This window comes from Agromyces cerinus subsp. cerinus, assembly GCF_900142065.1.
In the GTDB taxonomy this organism is placed as follows: domain Bacteria; phylum Actinomycetota; class Actinomycetes; order Actinomycetales; family Microbacteriaceae; genus Agromyces; species Agromyces cerinus.
On sequence record NZ_FSRJ01000002.1, the window covers coordinates 569,922 to 589,104 of the forward strand.

Here is a 19,183-nt window from a genome sequence, read left to right on the forward strand (position 1 = left end):
TGCGCCCATATGCTGACACCGGGCATCCGCCCCGCCTACATCGCCACAAAGGAGTCCCGATGAACCGCACCGCGCGCGCCGTCACGGCCGGCGCCCTCGCCATCACCACCCTCGCCACGCTCGCCGCCTTCTCGGCCGTGCCGGCCACCCAGGCCGCCGAGCCGAAGAAGCCGAAGCCCGGCACGGTCACGATCTACCTCACGCGCCACGGCGAGACGATGCTGAACACCCTCGAGCGAGCGCAGGGCTGGTCCGACTCGCCGCTCACCGAAGAGGGCCGCCTGTCTGCCGAGCACCTCGGCGCGGGCCTCGCCGAGTCCGGCGTGAAGTTCGAGGCCGCCTATTCGGCCGACATGGTGCGGCACTGGGAGACGGTCTCGCTCGCGCTCGACGAGCTCGACGCGAAGGACGAGGCGACCCGTGACGAGCGACTCCGCGAGATCTCCTTCGGCAAGTTCGAGGGAGCGAAGAACATGGAGATGTGGGCGGCCATCGCCACCGAGCTCGGCTACGCCAACGTCGGCGAGCTGTTCTCCGACCCCGACTTCGACTTCATGGAGGGCCTCAGCGCGGTCGCCCGCCTGAGCGAGGGCAGCGGCCTCGTCGCCGAGACGCCCGAACAGGTCGCCGCACGTGCGGTGGAGGCGCTCGACGACATCGCCGCCAAGCAGGCGAAGCACGGCGGCGGCGAGGTGCTCGTGGTCTCGAGCGGCATCACGATCATGCTCGCGCTCGAGACGCTCGGGGCCGACGTGAGCGAACTCACGAGCGGCATCGAGAACGGTGCGGTCAGCGAGCTCGTCTACCGCCGCGGCGAGTGGACGATCAAGACCATCAACGACCTGAGCTACGTCGAGGCCGGATCCGACTGATCGGCCGACCCGCCCACCGCTCGACCGCACAGGCACGGCTGCATCTCGATGCGTCCGTGCCTGTGTGTTGTCGGGGAGACTCGAAAACCAAGCGACATTCGGTTTATGATGATCCGGATGCCGCGCAGCGGCCCCATATCGAAGCATGAAGGAGTGCTGGCATGACCGATCAGCTGAACTACGAGACGGAAGCCGCGGCGCCCGTCGACACCGCCGGCGACCTCGACCTGCGTTTCCGTGATGCGAGCCTGCCCGTCGCAGAGCGCGTCGAGATCCTCCTCTCGCAGATGACGCTCGAAGAGAAGGCCGGCCTGTTCTTCCAGACGATGATCGCCGCCGGTGAAGACGGCACGCTCTCGCAGGGCGACGACATGTTCGGCCTGCCCGCGACCGACGACTACGTCGGGCGCCGACTCATGAACCACTTCAACGTGCTGCAGACCCCGCCCACGGCGGAGCTCATCGCCGAGTGGCACAACCGCCTGCAGGAGGCCGCAGCGGCGACCCGCCTCGGCATCCCCGTGACGGTCTCGACCGACCCGCGCCACTCGTACACCGACAACCCCCTCTCGGGCATGCTCGCCGGGTCGTTCTCGGTCTGGCCCGAGACCATGGGCCTCGCGGCCGTCGGCGACGAGGCGCTCGTCGAGCAGTTCGGCGACATCGCCCGTCAGGAGTACACGGCGGTCGGCATCCGCGTGGCGCTGCACCCGCAGATCGACCTCGCCACCGAGCCCCGCTGGTCGCGCGCGCTGCAGACCTTCGGCGAAGACCCCGAGCTCTCGGGCCGCATGGGCGCCGCCTACATCCGCGGCTTCCAGGGCGCTGAGCTCGGCCCTGACTCCGTCGCGACGATGACCAAGCACTTCCCGGGCGGCGGCCCCCAGAAGGACGGCGAGGACCCGCACTTCGCGCACGGTCGCGAGCAGGTCTACCCCGGCGGCGAGTTCGAGACGCACCTGAAGCCGTTCGAGGCGGCCTTCGAGGCCGGCACGAGCCAGATCATGCCCTACTACGGCATGCCCGTCGGCACCGAGTACGAAGAGGTCGGCTTCGGCTTCAACAAGTCGGTCATCACGGGCCTGCTGCGCGAGCGTTACGGCTTCGATGGCATCGTCTGCACCGACTGGGGACTCATCAACGACGCCGCGATCTTCGGCCAGCCCTTCCCGGCCCGCGCCTGGGGCGTCGAGCACCTCACCCCGCGCGAGCGCATGAAGAAGGTCATCGACGCCGGCGTCGACCAGTTCGGCGGCGAAGCCGACCCCGAGATGCTCGTCGACCTCGTGAACTCCGGCGAGATCACCGAGGAGCGCCTCGACGTCTCGGCCCGACGCCTCCTCCGCGAGAAGTTCGTGCTCGGCCTCTTCGAGCAGCCCTATGTCGATGTCGAGCGCGCCGGCCGCGTCGTCGGCTCGCCGGAGTTCGTCGCTGCCGGCGAGGCTGCGCAGCGTGCCGCGATCACCCTGCTGGTCAACCGCGAGCAGACGGATGCCTCGGGCGTCGAGCGCCCCACCCTGCCGCTCGCGCGGGGCCTGCGGCTCTACGTCGAGGGCATCGCCCCCGAGGTCGCGGCGGAGTACGGCCAGGTCGTCGAGACCCCCGCCGAAGCGGATGTCGCGATCCTCCGCCTGCAGGCTCCCTTCGAGGAGCGCCCGACGGTGTTCGAGAACTTCTTCCACTCGGGTTCGCTCGACTACACCGCGGAGCAGATCGCGCACGTGCGCGAGGTCGCCGCGGCGGTGCCGACCGTGGTCGACGTGTTCCTCGACCGGCCCGCGATCCTCACGCCGTTCGTCGACGGCCTCGCAGCGCTCACCGCCAACTGGGGCGCGAGCCCGCGTGCGGTGCTGGACGTGCTCGTGGGCGACGCCGCGCCGAAGGGCAGGATGCCGTTCGACCTGCCGTCGAGCATGGCCGCCGTCGAGGCGAACCGCTCCGACGTGCCGTTCGACACGGCCGACCCGCTGTTCCGCTTCGGCCACGGCCTGAGCTACTCCGCCTGATCCCGCCCGGTCGGCCCCGCCGATCGCGCCGCCTCGAGACCCCCGCCGATTCGACGGGGGTCTCGAGTGTTTCGGCCCCGACCCGGCCGAAATCGAGACACGCGTGCCCCGGCGGCGCTAGCATCAGCCCAGGGGCGCCGTATCGACGGCGCATGGGGCAAGGGGGTTCGGCATGTCCGATCAGATGACTCGGCCGATGGGCGTCACCATCGTCGCGATCCTCGCGTGGATCGCGGGGGCGCTCGACATCGTGTCGGGCACCATCCTGCTGTTCCAGGCGGGCGTCGAATCCGTCGCCGACGGTCTCGGCGGCACCGGCCCGCTCTACGTCGCCGCGATCGGCTCGATCGTGCTCGGCCTGATCGTGGTGGCCGTGGCCGCTGGGCTGCTCACCGGCAGCTGGGTGTCGCGCATGATCATCACGGTCGTCGAGGTGCTCTCGATCATCGGCTCGCTCTTCCTCGCCTTCGCGTACCTGGGCGGTGCGGTCGGCGAGTGGCTCGGCATCGTCATCTCGCTCATCGTGCTCTTCCTGCTCTGGGGGCACAAGTCGAGTGTGTTCTTCGGTAGCCGGCAGCCGGAGGCCTGAGTGAATGCGGTCGGCCGCCCCGGCGGCGTCACGTTCATCGCGGTGCTCACCTGGATCTCGGGTTTCCTCGACGCCATCGGCGGTACGATCCTGCTCTTCCAGACGAGCGTCGCGGCCACGGTGGAGCAGTTCGGCGGCGCGAGCCAGCTCATCGCCTCGGCGATCATCTCGATCCTCATCGGCGTCGTCGTCATCGCCGTGGCCGGCGGGTTGCTCCGCGGCAGCTCCGGCGCGCGCATGTTCATCACGATCCTGCAGGTGCTCTCGATCGCGAGTTCGATCTTCCTCGCGATCGCCTACCCGGCGGGAGCGATCGGCGAGTACTTCAGTGTGGTCATCTCGGTGATCGTGCTCGCGTTCCTCTGGTCGGGCCGAGCGAACGCCTTCTTCCGGGACTGAATCCGTTGTCGGTATCCCATCGATGCCACAAGTGCCTTTTGTAGGGTCCTCACAGTGCGGTCCGACGCGCCGCCGCGCCCGTTTGTAGGGCACGGATGCAGGGTTTCCTCGCCGTATGCCCTCGACCTACCGTGGAATGAAGCCCAGACCGCACACGAAGGACGAGACACCGACGATGGTTGACACGGCACCCCGCACCGCCTCGAAGCAGCAGAAGGCCGCCCCCGAGCGCTCGGCCGAGACTTCGCCGCCGAAGTCCGCGCGCACCGCGGCATCCGCCCCGCAGCCCGCCCCGCCCGCCCAGCCGTCGATCGATGTGGCGACGCTCGGCCGGCAGCTGCTCGGCACCTGGGCCGACCTCCGGCTCGGCGCCCGCGAGCGCGCCGCCCACCCCGACCTGCAGCGCATCGAGGGGCAGTCGATGGCCGAGCACCGCGAGCGCGTGCTCGGGCAGCTGAAGATCCTCGTCGACCAGCGCGCCGTGCACCGCGCCTTCCCCACCTCGCTCGGCGGGTTCGACGACCACGGCGGCAACATCGCCCAGTTCGAAGAGCTCGTGATCGCCGACCCCAGCCTGCAGATCAAGGCGGGCGTGCAGTGGGGCCTCTTCGGCGCCGCCGTGCTGCACCTCGGCACCGAGTTCCACCACGAGACGTTCCTCCCCGACATCATGTCGCTGAAGGTGCCCGGCGCCTTCGCGATGACCGAAACCGGTCACGGTTCGGATGTCGCGGCGATCGGCACGACCGCGACCTACGACGAGGCGAAGCAGCAGTTCGTCATCAACACGCCGTTCCGCGGCGCGTGGAAGGACTACCTCGGCAACGCGGCGCTGCACGGCACCGCCGCCGTGGTCTTCGCGCAGCTCATCACGAAGGGCGTCAACCACGGCGTGCACGCCTTCTACGTGCCGCTTCGCAACACCAAGGGCGGATTCCTCAAGGGCATCGGCGGTGAGGACGACGGCCTGAAGGGCGGCCTCAACGGCATCGACAACGGGCGTCTGCACTTCACGAACGTGCGCGTGCCGCGCGAGAACCTGCTGAACCGCTACGGCTCGGTCGCCGAAGACGGCACCTACTCGAGCCCCATCTCGAGCCCGGGTCGCCGCTTCTTCACGATGCTGGGCACGCTCGTGCAGGGTCGCGTCTCGCTCGACGGCGCGGCGACGACCGCCGCCGCGATGGCGCTGACGATCGCGATCACGTACGGCAACCAGCGCCGCCAGTTCAACGCGGCGAGCGACACCGACGAAGAGGTGCTGCTCGACTACCAGCGCCACCAGCGCCGACTGCTGCCGAAGCTCGCGACGACGTACGCGCAGATCTTCGCGCACGATGAGTTCCTCGTGAAGTTCGACGCGGTCTTCTCGGGCGCCGCCGACACCGACGACGACCGTCAAGACCTCGAGACGATCGCCGCAGCGCTGAAGCCGCTCTCGACCTGGCACGCGCTCGAGACCCTGCAGGAGACGCGCGAGGCATCCGGCGGGGCCGGATTCCTCGCCGAGAACCGCATGGTCGGGCTGCGTCAGGACCTCGATGTCTACGCGACGTTCGAGGGCGACAACAACGTGCTGCTGCAGCTCGTCGCGAAGCGCCTGCTCACCGACTTCTCGAAGCAGTTCGCGAAGGCGGACGCCGGTGTGATGGCGCGCTACGTCGTGGCCCAGACGGCCGACCGCGCGTATCACGGCACCGGGCTGCGCCGACTGGCGCAGACCATCGCGGACTTCGGCTCGACGGCCCGCTCGGTCTCCGAGCTCCGCGACGAGCAGACGCAGCGAGAGCTGCTGACCGACCGGGTCGAGGCGATGATCTCCGAGATCGCCGGTCGCCTGCGCGATGCGCGGAAGCTCCCGAAGGCCGATGCGGCCGCAGCCTTCAACCGCAACCAGAACGAGCTCATCGAGGCGGCACGCGCGCACGGCGAACTGCTGCAGTGGGAGGCGTTCACCCGCGCGCTCGCGAAGACGACCGACCCCGGCACGAAGCAGGTGCTCACGTGGGTGCGCGACCTCTTCGGGCTCGGCCTCGTCGAGAAGCACCTCGCGTGGTACCTCATCAACGGCCGGCTCTCGCCGCAGCGGGCGCAGGCCGTCACCGCCTACATCGACCGACTGCTCGAACGGCTGCGTCCCCACGCCCAGGACCTCGTCGACGCGTTCGGCTACGGCCCCGAGCACCTGCGCGCGAAGATCGCGTCGGGCGCCGAGCAGGAGCGGCAGGACGAGGCACGCGCCTACTACGCCGCGCAGCGCGCAGCGGGCACGCTGCCCGTGCCCGAGAAGTCGAAGAAGAAGTAGCGCGTATCGAGGAGGCCGGGGGTCCGTCGGCCCCCGGCCTTCGTCGTGCCCGTTCGCGGGTTCGAGGGCATCGGGCCGGACGTCCGTAAGGTGTACGGAGAATATAGGCTGTCCGGCATGGCGGGAGAATCCACAGGCAGCGAACCGGACCGCACCCTTCGGCTCCTGTGGCGGTCGCACTTCGGCGAGCCCGTCGGATCCAGGGGTCCCAAGCAGCGATCGAGCGTCGACGAGGTCGTCGCGACGGCGGTGCAACTGGCCGATGTCGACGGCATCGAGGCCGTGTCGATGCGGCGCATCGCCGACCGTCTCGGGCTGAAGCCGATGTCGGTCTACACCTATGTGCCGGGCAAGGCCGAGCTCGTCGACCTCATGGTCGATCGCGTCGCGGGCGAGATGGCGCTGCCGAGCCTCGACGGCGACCTGCGCGAGCGCCTCGCACAGATCGCGCGACAGCAGTGGAACGAGTACCTGCGGCATCCGTGGCTGCTCTCGATCGACACCAGCAGGCCGCCCCTCGGGCCGAACGTCTCCGACCACTGGGAGTGGTGCCTGCGTGCGATCGACGGCCTCGGACTCTCCGACCTCGACATGGACCGCATCGTCACGCTGCTGCTCGGCTTCGTTACCGGGCCGGCGCGCGCGCATCTCGACGCAGAGCGGCATCGCGCGGCCGACCAGGAGTCGGCCGTCGACTGGTGGGAGCGCAACGAGCCGCTGCTCGACGAGATCCTCGATGCGGAGCGCTATCCCGTGTCGGCACGGGTCGGGCAGGCCGCGGGCGCGGCGGATCCCGCAGACCCGTCGGACGGCTTCGAGTTCGGACTCGCGCGCCTGATCGACGGCATCGTGGACTACATCGGGGTCACGGCCGAGCGATGAATCGGGCGAGACGAGCGGCGCCAGGACCGCTCGCGTCCGTTCACTTCTCGGCGGGCGGCCGCATGAGGAGGCCGGTGACGACGCCGACCACGATGCCCGCGGGCAGCCACAGCCAGAAGCTCGTCCAGAGGCTCACGCCGACGCCGACGAGCACGCCGACGATGAGCCCGACGATCAGCTGATTGCGACGGGCATTGCGTGAGGGGGTCTGCTCGGCCATGCCCTCAGCCTACGTCGGCGCCGGAGGTCGTCAGAGCAGCCCGAGGGAGCGCACCGCGTCGCGTTCTTCGACGAGTTCGGCGACGGATGCCTCGATGCGGCGCCGGGCGAAGTCGTCGACCTCGAGTCCCTGGCGGATGCGCCAGGCGCCGTCGACCGAGTCGACCGGGAACGAGGAGACGAGTCCCTCGGGCACCCCGTAGGAGCCGTCGGAGACGACCGCAGCGCTCGTCCACCCGTCGGGAGTTCCGAGCACCCAGTCGTGCACGTGGTCGATCGTCGCGCTCGCGGCAGAGCCGACCGACGATGAGCCGCGCACCTCGATGATCTCGGCGCCTCGCTTGGCCACCCGAGGGATGAATTCGTCGACGAGCCATTCGCGGACCCCGTCGGGACCGCCGAGGCGGCCGGCGAGAAGCCCCGGAACCGAGTCGCCCGCCGCGGTGGCGTGCGCGATGTCGGGGAACTGCGTCGCCGAGTGATTGCCCCAGATGGTGACGCCGCGGATGTCGCCGACCGGGGTGTCGACGGTGGCCGCGAGCTGACCCAGCGCACGGTTGTGGTCGAGCCGTGTGAGCGCGGTGAAGCGTTCGGCCGGGACATCCGGTGCGTGCGCCGAGGCGATGAGGGCGTTCGTGTTCGCGGGGTTGCCGACCACGACGACGCGGATGTCGTCGGCCGCGCCGGCGTTGATCGCGGCGCCCTGCGGGCCGAAGATGCCGCCGTTCGCGCTGAGCAGGTCGCCGCGCTCCATGCCGGCGGTGCGCGGGCGGGCGCCGACGAGGAGGGCGATGTTCGACCCGGCGAAGGCGGCGTTCGCGTCGTCGTAGACTTCGACGTGCGAGAGCAGCGGGAAGGCGGAGTCCTGCAGCTCGAGGGCCGCGCCCTCTGCGGCGCGCAGGCCCTGCGGGATCTCGAGCAGGTTGAGCCGTACCGGGGTGTCGGGCCCGAGCATGGCGCCCGAGGCGATGCGGAACAGGAGTGCGTACCCGATCTGGCCGCCCGCGCCCGTGAGCGTGACGGTGATCGGCTTCTTCGCGGCCATGCTCCGAGCCTAACCGCCTCGCGGCATCCGATCCGTCGCCGGAACGGACGGCGATGAGCCGCCATGCGGTTCCGGCGCGGCACCCGGCCGCGGCATCCGGTGGTCGGCATGTTGCGAGCCGCCATGCGGTTCCGGCGCGGCACCCGGCCGCGGCATCCGGTGGTCGGCATGTTGCGAGCCGCCATGCGGTTCCGGCGCGGCACCCGGCCGTGGCATCCGGTGGTCGATACCGTGGCGCCATGAGAGAGATGTATCCGGAGATCGAGCCGCTGGAGACCGGCATGCTCGACGTGGGGGACGGCCAGCACATCTATTGGGAGGTGTCGGGCAATCGGCGGGGGAAGCCGGTCGTGTTCCTGCACGGGGGACCCGGCGCCGGAACCGCGCCCGATCACCGCCGGCTCTTCGACCCCGAGCGCTATCGCATCGTGCTCTTCGACCAGCGCGGCTGCGGTCTCTCGATCCCGCACGCGAGCGAGCCCGACGCGAACCTCGCCGCCAACACGACATGGCACCTCGTGGCCGACATGGAGCGGCTGCGCGGGCATCTCAGCATCGACACCTGGCAGGTGTTCGGCGGCTCGTGGGGGAGTGCGCTCGCGCTCGCGTACGCGCAGACCCACCCCGAGCGCGTCACCGAACTCGTGCTGCGCGGCATCTTCACCCTGCGCCGTCAGGAGCTCGACTGGTTCTACGAGGGCGGCGCCTCGGCGGTGTTCCCCGACCTGTGGGAGGACTTCATCGCCCCGATCCCGGCGCTCGAGCGCACGCACCTCGTCGAGGCGTACGGGCGGCTGCTCGCCGACCCGAACCCCGAGGTGCACGAGCCCGCCGCCATCGCGTGGGCACGGTGGGAGTCCTCGACGATCACGCTGCTGCCGCAGGTTGCGAACGTCGCGCGCTACACGGCCCCCGAGTACGCCACGGCGTTCGCACGCATCGAGAATCACTACTTCCGGCACGGCGGCTGGTGGGACGAGGGACAGCTGATCCGGGATGCATCGCGACTCCGCGACATCCCGGCCGTGATCATCCAAGGGCGCTACGACATGTGCACGCCCGCGATGACCGCATGGGACCTGCACCGCGCGTGGCCGGAGGCCGAACTCACGATCATCGACGACGCCGGTCACGCCTTCGACGAACCCGGCATCCTCGACGCGCTCATCACGGCGACCGATCGCTTCGCCGGTGGAGACGGGTTCGGCGGGGACGCCGTCGTGTACGAGCGTCGCGACGATGACGACGATGACGACGATGACGACGATGACGACGATGACGACGACGACGACGCCGAAGACGATGACGACGCCGAAGACGACGCCGAAGACGACGCCGAAGACGAAGTCGAAGACGACGACGACGATGATGATGACGATGACGATGACGATGACGACGACGACGACGATGACGATGCCGACCGGCGCACCGACCACGACGACCGCCCCGGCACCCGGTAGCGTCTGACCATGACGTTCAATCCCGACGCCGACATCAGCAAGGGCAAGGCATCCAAGCGCGGCCGCAACACGGGCATCGCCGTCGTGGGCGGCGGAATCGGCGCGCTCGCCATCTTCCTGATCTCGCAGTTCCTGGGCGTCGACCTGACCGGGATCGTCGGCGGCGGCGGCGGCGGCGGCGGCCAGCCCGAGGCGAGCGACTCGACCCTCGAGAAGTGTCTCACCGGCCAGGACGCGAACGAGGACGTCGAGTGCCGCATGAAGGGCGCGTCGGCCTCGCTCGAGTCGTACTGGGTCGAAGAGGCGCCGGCCATCGGCGTGAACTACAACGCCCCGCAGGACTTCGTGCTCTTCGACCAGGCGACGACGACCGCCTGCGGCAGCGCCTCGTCGGCGACCGGGCCGTTCTACTGCCCGCCCGACCAGACGATCTACATCGACGTGACGTTCTACGACGAGCTGCGCAGCCGGTTCGGCGCGAACGGCGGCACGCTCGCCGAGATGTACGTGATCGCGCACGAGTGGGGCCACCACGTGCAGAACCTCGCGGGAGTGCTCGGGCGCACGCAGGACGGGCAGACGGGTCCGGCGTCGAACGCCGTGCGGGTCGAGCTGCAGGCCGACTGCTTCGCCGGCGCCTGGGTGGCGAACGCCTCGACGGTGCCCGACGACAACGGCGTGCCGTTCCTGCAGCAGATCACCGTGGCGCAACGCGAGGACGCGCTCGACGCCGCCGCATCGGTCGGCGACGACCACATCCAGCAGGCGACGCAGGGCCAGGTGAACCCGCACTCCTTCACGCACGGCACGAGCGAACAGCGGAAGGACTGGTTCGAGGCCGGCTTCGAGCAGGGTGCCCAGGCCTGCGACACGTTCTCGGTCGGCGCCGGCAGCCTCTGACCGCACGGCGCGAACGAATTCGCCCGATCGGCGTCATGATCCGGTCGGTCCGCCGTCTCTCCAGTAAGCGCACCGTGACGTGCGCAGGACGGAGCGACGATCATGGCACGACGACGACGTGACACCCCGACTCCTCACCGTGAGTTCTTCCGCGCGGTGACGATCGACGAGACGGTTGCGCTCTCGTGCACCTGCAGCCGCGGCGCCGACCACTGGTACGCGGAGCCGATGGACGGTGCGCCTCGGAACGAGGGCACGCAGCTCGGTGCGAGGATCGGGAAGACTACGACGCCCGAACCGGGGGGACCGGCGCTCAGTCTGCGAGCGCTGCGACGTTCGCCTGACGGAGCCCGCCCGGCCTGGTGAACGTTGCGCGGTGCGTGCGTGCGCCGTGCGACCCACCGGGGTCGCCCCCGGAAATGGGGGAAGCGCGCGCGGCTGAACGGTCGTAACGTGGTGCACGTCCGTGGAGTGCACTCCCTGCGCAACGAGCACCGAGGCGGAACAGACAGACGACATCGCGCACGCTCCTCGGGCCTCGTCGAACACACTCGGACGAGACGCTGAGCCGAGGAGGGGGACATGGCGTGGACGACGCGGCGCATCCTCATCGCGGTCGGCGTCTCGACGGTCGTGATCCTCGCGGTCGCCGTCACCCTCGACCGGCTCGCCGCCGATGGCGGGGCCGCTGATCCCAGTTCCGTCGCAACGGACGGCGCCGATGCACCGGGCACGGCCACCGGCCCGAACGGCGACGACTCCGCGGCCGGGGCGTCCGAGCCGCCCGGGTCGTCCGGTGACGACGGGAACGCGAGCGAGGTGCTTCCGCCCCTCGAACCGATGTCGGGGCTGCCCGATCCCGTCGTTCCCACGCCGTTCGTCTCGAGTCCGCTGCCACCCGACGCCGCGGTGTCCGGTGGTCTCGTCGACGGGTTTCCGGCGGGCATCGCCGTGTACGAGGCATCCGAAATCGTCTCGAGCTCGGTGAGCTCGGCGGGAGAGCACCTGCAGGCGACGCTCGCAGCGCGAACCGAGGCCGGACCGCAGGCCGTGCTCGACTTCTACTCGCAGCACTTCGGGTCGCTCGGACTCACCTCGACGATCGCGCCGGCCGTCGGCGGTTCCCGGGCGCTCAGCTTCGCGAACGGCGGCGATTCCCTCGTCGTGACGGTGACCGGCGGCTCGGCGGGAACCGACTACACGGTGTTCGCGACCCTGACCGCGCAGGGATGACCGTGTACCTCTCATTCTCGGATCTGCGCAAGGCGAAGCAGCAACCCGACGCCGAGACCGAGACGGAGGGCGCAGCCGACGGTGCCGACGGTGCCGACACGTCGGCCGGCGCACCAGGAGGGATATCGCCGACGGTCCGGGTCGCGTCGGCACGCGTCTCCTCGGTCGTCATCGCCCTCGGCATCGTCAGCATGTTCACCGACATCTCGTCCGAGGCGACCGCGGCGATCCTCCCGCTCTACATCACCGGCGTCATCGGCCTCTCCACGGTCGCGTACGGATTCATCGACGGCCTCTACCAAGGGGTCAGCGCCATCGTGCGCATCGCAGCCGGGTACGCGGCCGACCGCGGCGATCAGCCCAAGTGGGTCGCCATGTTCGGGTACGGCATCTCGGCGATCGCGCGAGTGGGGCTGCTCTTCGCCAGCGGGTTCGCCGCGCTCACGGCGGTCGTGGTCGTCGACCGACTGGGCAAGGGGGCACGAACGGCACCGCGCGACGCGCTCATCGCCGCGTCATCCGAACCCTCCTCCCTCGGCCGCTCGTTCGGCGTGCATCGGATGCTCGACACGGTCGGCGCCGCCGTCGGGCCCCTCCTCGCATTCGTCATCCTCCTGTTCATCCCCGACGGGTACACGACCGTCTTCGTGGTGTCGCTCGCGTTCGCGGTGCTCGGGGTGATCGTCCTCGGAATCTTCGTGCCGAACAAGCGACCGCGTGCGGAACGCGCCGCCGGCGACGGCCGCCCGGCGCCGTTCCGATGGAAGCACCTCGGAGACCCCAGGCTCACCCGTTTGCTCCTCGTCGCGGCGTTGTTCGGATCGGTCACGATCGGCGACGGATTCGTCTACCTCGTGCTGCAGAGTCGTGGAGCCTTCGCCGCGGAGTGGTTTCCGCTGTTCTACGTGGGCACCAACATCGCCTTCCTCGCCCTGGCGGTGCCGTTCGGGCGATTGTCCGACCGGTTCGGCAGCGCCCGGATCTTCGTCATCGGGCACGTCGCCCTCCTCGGCACCTATGTCCTCGCGGCCATCCCCGTCAGCGGTGCGCTCATCACGATCGCGTGCCTCGTGCTGCTGGGCGCCTTCTACGCGGCGACCGACGGCATCCTCGCCGCACTCGCGAGCCAGTGCACCCCGGTGGCCGCACGCGCGAGCGGCATCGCCGCGGCGCAGACGGTGGTCGCGGTCACGCGTCTCATCGCCTCCGTCGGCTTCGGCCTGCTCTGGTACACGATCGGACGGACGGAAGCGGTCATGGTCGTGGCCGTCATCCTCGCGGTCCTCATCCCAATCGCGGCCTGGTTGCTGCTGGGGGCGAAGGGGAGGTCGACGGGAGGCCCGCCGCACGATGACGTGCCGGCAGCCGTCGTCGCGGCCGACGCGACATCCGACAGTCCGCCCCTGCACGACGAAGGCCGTGCGGAGCCCGCCGAATGACGCCGAGACTGAAGTGGACGATCGTCGTCGTGGCCGCGATCGTCCTGCTCGGCGGGTCGCTCGCGTACGCGATCTCGGCCTTCCTCCGATTCCAGGCCGTCGCGTCGACCGCCGGCGAACGCAGCGGCCCACCACTCACCGCGATCGAGCCGGGACAGATCGTCTTCCGATCGACCGATCCCGGGACCGAGTACGGCCACGTCGCCTCGGTGCCGATCGGAGCACCGGGCGCGGCGCGTGCCGTCGCCGAGCTCACGTGCGATCGCGTCGACGCGAGCGCCGCGCTCGTCTCGTGCCTGCGCACGCAGCGCGGGATCGTGACGAGGTTCGAATGGCAGGTGCTCGACGAACGGTTCGACGCCCGATGGGAAGCTCCGCTGCCCGGCGTCCCGAGCCGCACGCGGGTCGCGGATGACTCGAGCTACTGGGCATCGACGGCATTCGTCACGGGCCACACCTACGCGACCGTGGGCTTCTCGACCGCGACGGTCATCGTCGGCGCCGACGGTACCGAGTACGGCAACCTCGAGGACTTCGCCTTCACGGTCAACGGCGATTCCGTCACCTCCGTCGACCGGAACTTCTGGGGTGTGACCTTCGTGCCCGGTACCGACGGGTTCTTCGCCACGGCCGCCGCAGGAGGGCGCACCTGGCTGGTCCGCGGGGATCTCGGCGATCGGACCCTCGTCGCCATCCATGACGCAGTCGAGTGCCCCTCGCTCTCCCCGGACGGCGAGCGCATCGCGTTCAAGAAGCCCGTCGGCGAGGCGCCGACGAAGACGTGGACGATCGCCGTGCTCGACCTCGCGACGGGCGAGGAGGTCGTCCTGCCCGAGTCGCGCAACGTCGACGACCAGGTGGAGTGGCTCGACGACGAGACGATCGTCTACGGTCTCCCACGGGCCGCCGCCGGAGACAGCGATGTCTGGGCGATCGCCGCCGACGGCGGCGGGGAGCCCGAGCTGCTCATCGAGCACGCCTGGTCGCCCTCGGTCGTCCGTTAGCCGGCGGCCCGCGGTGTCGGAGCCTCAGCCGCTGTCGGAGCCTCAGCCGCTGACGACGATGTCCGCCCAGAGGTTGTGGGCCGTGATCTGGCCCGGGTAGTTCGTACCGGCGTAGGTGTAGACCCCGCCGTTCGGAAGCGTCGCCAGCGAGCCGCGCACGACGGATGCGGCGAGTGCGTTGAGATCCGCTGCATAGCGACCACGGGTGGTGAGGTACGTCGCGCGGTACTCCACGCCCGGCTCGAGCACGACCGAGGTGGGGAACTGGACGGTCTGCCAGCCCGAGGCGGTCTCCGTCGTGCTGGTCGCGGTCGCGAGCGGGGTCACGGTGTTGGCGCCCCAGAGGAACACCTGATGGGTGGCGGCATCGCCGGGCGCCTTGTAGAACCGGATGGCCGACACCCGCACCGGGGCGGAGGTGGTGAACCGCACGCCGAGCTGCACGGTGGTGGCGTCGTCCCACGAGGTGTTCGAGGGCGTCTGACCGGCGAAGAACACGGGGCCCGTCACGGCCGAGGCCGTCGTGAACGACCAGGTGCCGCCGCCGACGCTGCCGTTGCCGGTCCCGCCGGCGACCGTCACCGTCGCCGTGAACTTGGTCGACGCCGGCAGCGGGCTTGTGGGTGTGAATCGCACCGTGGATGCTCCGGCGTCCCACGCGGAGACGCCGGGGACGGCGCCGCCGGGTCCGCTCAGCGCGATCTGCGGCGTACCGCCGAGCAGGTCGCCGCCGAGCACCGCACGGACGACGGTCAGGGGATCGACGAGGGCGGCACCGCTCGCCGGCACGGAACTCACGAGCACGGCCGGCTTCGGGGGATCGGGCAGATCGCGGAACACGACGTCGACGAAGTAGTTCGTGCGATTCCAGCTGAAGGCCGGGATCTCGGCACCGGCCCCGTACCGGTACCGGCCGTTGAGCTCGGCGACCGCGGTGAGCGGGCCCTTCACCTGGGCGACGGCGAAGTCGTTCGACGTGTAGGCGTAGTTCCCGTTCGGTGCCAGGTACGACGCGACGTACTCGCGTCCGGGCTGGATCGCGACCGGCGTCGCGAACGAGGCCTGCTGCCATCCGCTCGACGATTCCGCCGCGAACGTCACGGTCGCGAGGCGTTGCCCGGTCGCCGCGTCCCACAGCGATCCCGTGTGCGTCCCGGTGTTGCCTGCGCCCTTGTAGAAGCGGATGCCGGTGGCCTCGCCGTTCGTCGTCGACGTGAACGCGACCCCGAGTTCGACAGACGACGGGTCGTTCGCCGCGGGGACCTCGGGCGTCCGATCGCTGAAGAGGCGGAACACGTCAGGGGGGACCGGCGCCGTGACCTGGAAGCTCCAGGTCCGATCGGCGAGCGAACCGGGGCCGTCGAATGCGGTCACGTTCTTGAGCGAGACCGTGACGGTGGCACCCGGAGCGAAGTCCGCGGCCGGGTCGAAGGTGAGGAGCTTCCGGTCCGCGGACAACGTGGTCGTTCCGGTGATCGACGTGCCCGCCGCACTGGCGGTGAGCGAGTAGCCGTCGGCGATCTTCGCGTTGAACGCGACCGAGATCGTGGAACCGACCGTGACATCCGTCGCATTCTCGGCGGGAGTCGTCGAGACGACGGCCAGCGCCGTGGGGGCCGGATCGAAGACCACGTCGACGAGGTAGCTCGACGTGCTGCGGCTCGAGGGGAAGTCGCCGCCGTAGCTGTAGGCCCCGGCCCCGGCGGTCGTCGAGAGCGGGCCCACGCTGAGCGGCGACGCCAGCGCGCCGATCGTGGTCGAGTAGTGGCCGGCCGGAGCGCGGTACGCCGCGATGTACTCCGTGCCCGCGGTGACGGCGACGGGGGTGGCGAACGTCAGCGTCTGCCAGCCGCTCGTCGTCTCCGCGGTGAACGTGCCGGTCGCCAGCAGCGTGCCCGATGCCGTCCACAGGCTCCCCGTGTGCGTTCCGGTGTTGGCCGCTCCCTTGTAGAACGACACTCCGGTCACCTTGCCGTTGACGGCCGTCTTGAACGCGGTGCCGAGCACGAGGCTCACCTGCTCCGGATTGTCGAGGACGCCCGGGACCGTCGAGTCGGTGAAGAGGCCGCACGGGCAGGCGCCGGGCACGGGATCGGGCTTCGCCGTGCGGAAGGTCCAGGTCGCCCCTGCTCCGAGCGGGAGCCCGGTCGCGGTGGTGGCGGTCACCTGCACGGTGTAGTTCACGAAACCGGCGAGCCGGTTGGTCGGGGTGAAGGTGAGTGTCCGGGTCGCCGCGTCGTAGACGGTCGCACCTGCCACGACCGACCCCAGCTCGTCGACGACGCGGACCTCGTAACTGGTCACCGGCTTCGACAGCGTGGCCGAGATCGTCGTGTTCGTGGCGACACTGGACGAACCGGGCAGCGGCCAGCGCGAGACGGCGGTGACCGGGGAGGTGTCGTTCGTGTCGAAGAGGACGTCGACGTAGTAGTTCGAGGCGTCCCAGGACTCTGCAGGCATCCAGCCCTGGATGCCGAACACCCCTGCCGGCTGACCGCCGAGCCCGCCGGGCAGCAGGAATGGATCCCGCTCGAGACCGCTCGCGGTGAACGCGTGCGGCACCGCGGCGTAGTGGCCGTTCGGAGCCCAGTAGGACGCGGTGTAGGTCGTTCCGGCGCTCACTTCGACCGGTGTGGCGAAGCGGAGCACCTGCCACCCCTCCGCGCTCTCTCCCGTGAACGTCCCCGTCGCCAGCAGCGTCCCGTTGGGGGCCCACAGCGAACCGGTGTGGGTGCCGGTGTTGGCCCTGCTCTTGTAGAACCGGACGCCCTGGACGAACCCGCCGACCATGGGGGTGAACCGCAGCCCGAGTTCGACCGGTGATCCGTCACCTGCATCGGGCACGACGGGCGTCTCGGCGCCGAACGCGGAGTAGGGGCCGGTGACCCGCAGTTTCACTTCGGTGCCGGCGGCGGGGAAGTTGGCACTGTCGTCGATGGCGCGGGCGAGCACGGAGACCTCGCCCATGCCGTGCAGCGCGAACGAGTAGCTCCAGTTCGTGAGCCCGGTGGCGGGGTGCCACGACGCGCCGCCGTCGGTCGAGACCTCGACTCCCGCGACCACGCCGCCCGTGTCGCTCGCCGTGCCGGTGAGGGTGACCATCGACCCGTTCGCGACCTGGGTCCCTGTAGCAGGTGAGCTGATCGTCAGGGTCGGGGCGACCGTGTCGGTGCTCCGCGTCGCAGCCACGAGCCCCGACTGCAGGGAGGCCGGGAACGCGCCCATGTCCGCGAGCAGGTTGACCTCGGCCTGCTGCATCCTGGGGTCGGCGGCGGCGCCGTCTCCGTCGTGCCCCTGGTCGAGTCCCCAGGTCCACTGGATGCTTCCCGAGGAGAACACCAGCGCCCCGCTCTTCGCGCGGTACAGGGTCACGTGGTGTTCGGTGACACCGGGCGCGACGCGATTGCCGAAGTCCTGGAGGTACTCCGGAACAGCGCCGGTCGTCGTCGAGAGACGGATCAGGCCCGGTGGCCGCCGACCGTTGTCGATGTCCTCGTCGGACTCGTAGCCCACGGTATGGGCGGCCAGTTGTGTCGTGCTCCCCGCCGGTTTGGTCGCGAGCACGGTATTGCGCCAGAGCCGTGTCTTCCCCTCCTGGGCGGACACGGTGACGGGCAGATCGGAGTGGTTCGACATGTACATCGTGCCGAGGAGCTGGTTCTCCGGGAGGTTCCCGCCGTTCGCCGTCGTCGCGAACCGGGGGTCGCGCCAGGTTCCGGTCCACTCGGGCGAGGGGTCGACCTTCCCGTTGGACCACGTCTCCTTGTAGCTCACGAGCGTGCGATAGGGCGAGGCTGAGGCATCGGCCGAGGGCTCGTACCGGGTGCGCCAGTACCCGACGTTGCCGCCGAGGAACTGGATGTCGACGCCCGCGTCCCGTGCCGCCTGGATGTTCGCCCGCTGCGCGCCCGACCAGTACTCGTCGTGCCCGACGGAGAGGAACACTTCGTGCTTCAGCAACGCCGCCCCGTTGCGCGCGGTGTCGACCCCGCTCGCGTAGGTGACGTCGTAGCCGTTCCGTTCGAGGAACCTGACCATCGCGAATTCGGCCGAGAAGTAGAAGTCGCGGGTCGTCACGCCGTTCCGCGTCGAGAACGGACGGTTGTAGCTCAACTTGTAGGCGCGACCGTTCGCCGCGCCCGCGTAGAAGTCCGATCCGCCGTACAGGTTGTACGCGTGCCAGGTCGGGTCGGAGGTCTGGAACATGACGGCGGCGGTGCTCGCTGAATCGCGCACGATGAACGTGATGTGACTCTGTCCGCCCGTGTCGGCACGGGTGAGCAGCGCGACGTACACGCCTGACACGGCGGTCGACGGCACCGCCCATGAGGCGGAGACGCGCCAGTTGCCGCAGTCGTAGAGTTCGGTGCTGACATCCGTGATGCACTGGGGCTGGCTCTGGGGGAGCGTCACCTTCGGTGCGACGCTGCCGATCTTGCGCGCACCGAGGCCCTGGTACCAGCCCGTGCGGTAGATGTCGATCGTGTAGGCGCGCGCGTTCGTATCGATCTTGAAGTCGACGGTGCTGCCGACGTTCACGCTGATGTCGGTGGCGAATCCCTGGATCGAGTCATCGCCGGCACCGTCGATCTGCCAGACGGACGGGTCGGTGCCGGGGAGCGCGTTCTCGCAGGCGATCGGGTTGGCACAGGCGGCCGCGTCGGCGCTCGTCGCGGAGGTGGTGATGCCGAGCGTGGCGGTCAGTCCGACGACGGCCGTGAGGGCGAGGAGGCGCCGAACGGTCTTCGAACCCGGGTTCGCGCCAGTCTGCTGTTGATCGTGGATTGCATTCACGGTTGGGTATCCTCACCCTGGTGGCTCACGCCGCCC

Annotated in this window: 13 protein-coding genes and 1 pseudogene; 11 read left to right on the plus strand and 3 right to left on the minus strand. The window is 69.9% G+C overall.

The window, feature by feature from the left end:
- The first annotated feature begins 59 nt into the window (after nucleotides 1-59).
- The 6 genes from BUR99_RS08625 (at nucleotide 60) to BUR99_RS08650 (ending at nucleotide 7,053) form a co-directional block, all read left to right on the plus strand.
- Complete coding sequence (locus BUR99_RS08625; RefSeq protein WP_084183840.1) at nucleotides 60-872, plus strand: histidine phosphatase family protein; 813 nt, start codon at nucleotides 60-62, stop codon at nucleotides 870-872.
- 161 nt (nucleotides 873-1,033) lie between these two features.
- Nucleotides 1,034-2,878 (plus strand): glycoside hydrolase family 3 protein, encoded by a 1,845-nt coding sequence (locus BUR99_RS08630; protein ID WP_074259937.1) that lies wholly within the window; start codon nucleotides 1,034-1,036, stop codon nucleotides 2,876-2,878.
- 172 nt (nucleotides 2,879-3,050) lie between these two features.
- Nucleotides 3,051-3,467 (plus strand): hypothetical protein, encoded by a 417-nt coding sequence (locus tag BUR99_RS20235; RefSeq protein ID WP_159440970.1) that lies wholly within the window; start codon nucleotides 3,051-3,053, stop codon nucleotides 3,465-3,467.
- Nucleotides 3,468-3,866, plus strand: coding sequence for a DUF7144 family membrane protein (locus BUR99_RS08640; protein ID WP_074259939.1), 399 nt, complete (start codon nucleotides 3,468-3,470; stop codon nucleotides 3,864-3,866). It abuts the gene before it with no gap.
- Nucleotides 3,867-4,041: 175 nt separating this feature from the next.
- Nucleotides 4,042-6,171: an acyl-CoA dehydrogenase family protein gene (locus tag BUR99_RS08645; RefSeq protein WP_074259940.1), complete on the plus strand. Its 2,130-nt coding sequence runs from the start codon at nucleotides 4,042-4,044 to the stop codon at nucleotides 6,169-6,171.
- A 117-nt stretch (nucleotides 6,172-6,288) separates the two neighbouring features.
- Entirely contained in the window at nucleotides 6,289-7,053 is a 765-nt protein-coding gene (locus BUR99_RS08650; protein WP_074259941.1) for a TetR/AcrR family transcriptional regulator, read from the plus strand.
- Between the two features lie 40 nt (nucleotides 7,054-7,093).
- Here the strand turns inward: BUR99_RS08650 and BUR99_RS08655 are convergent, their stop codons facing one another.
- Together BUR99_RS08655 and BUR99_RS08660 are read right to left on the minus strand one after the other, a co-directional pair.
- Entirely contained in the window at nucleotides 7,094-7,273 is a 180-nt protein-coding gene (locus BUR99_RS08655; protein ID WP_074259942.1) for a hypothetical protein, read from the minus strand.
- Nucleotides 7,274-7,303: 30 nt separating this feature from the next.
- Nucleotides 7,304-8,317, minus strand: a complete 1,014-nt coding sequence (locus BUR99_RS08660) for a malate dehydrogenase (RefSeq protein WP_074259943.1) — start codon at nucleotides 8,315-8,317, stop codon at nucleotides 7,304-7,306.
- A gap of 239 nt (nucleotides 8,318-8,556) precedes the next feature.
- Between BUR99_RS08660 and pip the strand changes: the two are divergent.
- The 5 genes and pseudogenes from pip to BUR99_RS08690 form a co-directional block, all read left to right on the plus strand.
- Nucleotides 8,557-9,507: pseudogene (gene pip / locus BUR99_RS08665) on the plus strand (prolyl aminopeptidase); the annotation flags it as partial.
- A gap of 279 nt (nucleotides 9,508-9,786) precedes the next feature.
- Complete coding sequence (gene ypfJ / locus BUR99_RS08675) at nucleotides 9,787-10,677, plus strand: KPN_02809 family neutral zinc metallopeptidase (protein WP_074259944.1); 891 nt, start codon at nucleotides 9,787-9,789, stop codon at nucleotides 10,675-10,677.
- Between the two features lie 582 nt (nucleotides 10,678-11,259).
- Nucleotides 11,260-11,910 (plus strand): hypothetical protein, encoded by a 651-nt coding sequence (locus BUR99_RS08680; protein ID WP_074259945.1) that lies wholly within the window; start codon nucleotides 11,260-11,262, stop codon nucleotides 11,908-11,910.
- A 2-nt stretch (nucleotides 11,911-11,912) separates the two neighbouring features.
- Nucleotides 11,913-13,349, plus strand: coding sequence for an MFS transporter (locus BUR99_RS08685; RefSeq protein WP_234980799.1), 1,437 nt, complete (start codon nucleotides 11,913-11,915; stop codon nucleotides 13,347-13,349).
- A complete protein-coding gene (locus BUR99_RS08690; RefSeq protein ID WP_074259947.1) occupies nucleotides 13,346-14,353 on the plus strand; it encodes a TolB family protein in 1,008 nt (335 codons plus the stop codon). The genes BUR99_RS08685 and BUR99_RS08690 overlap by 4 nt, the downstream gene beginning before the upstream one ends.
- A 42-nt stretch (nucleotides 14,354-14,395) precedes the next feature.
- Here BUR99_RS08690 and BUR99_RS08695 read toward each other — a convergent pair whose 3' ends face one another.
- A complete protein-coding gene (locus BUR99_RS08695; protein ID WP_143231550.1) occupies nucleotides 14,396-19,147 on the minus strand; it encodes a DUF4082 domain-containing protein in 4,752 nt (1,583 codons plus the stop codon).
- Nucleotides 19,148-19,183: the final 36 nt, after the last annotated feature.